This window comes from Pseudomonas sp. SIMBA_067, from assembly GCF_046534675.1.
Lineage (GTDB): Bacteria > Pseudomonadota > Gammaproteobacteria > Pseudomonadales > Pseudomonadaceae > Aquipseudomonas > Aquipseudomonas putida.
In genome coordinates, this window is record NZ_JAWRYH010000336.1 from 1 (window position 1) to 277 (window position 277).

The window sequence follows — 277 nt, forward strand, 5'->3', positions numbered from 1 at the left end:
CGGACAGAGCGGTGCTGCCTGCAGCACGTCATCCAGCGAGCAGGAGATCTCATCATTCTCCACCGTCAGCATCCGCCGCGCTTCCGGGCTGAGCTGATTAAACGACCGTTTGAAACCGTCGAATCCCGCCTTGCCGTTCATATGAATGTTGATTTTAAAATCCTGGAAGGTCTTGCCATATCCCATCAGACAGGCGCAGAGCGTGTGATACTCCACATCCTCCAGCGCGCGCACCACCACATCGGGATTATCGGAGGCGAGCACGGTATATTGTCCT

At 55.6% G+C, this 277-nt stretch carries 1 pseudogene; it reads right to left on the reverse strand.

Going from position 1 to position 277, the window contains the following annotated elements:
* Window positions 1-277, reverse strand: a pseudogene (locus SB765_RS29345) (UV damage endonuclease UvsE); the annotation flags it as partial.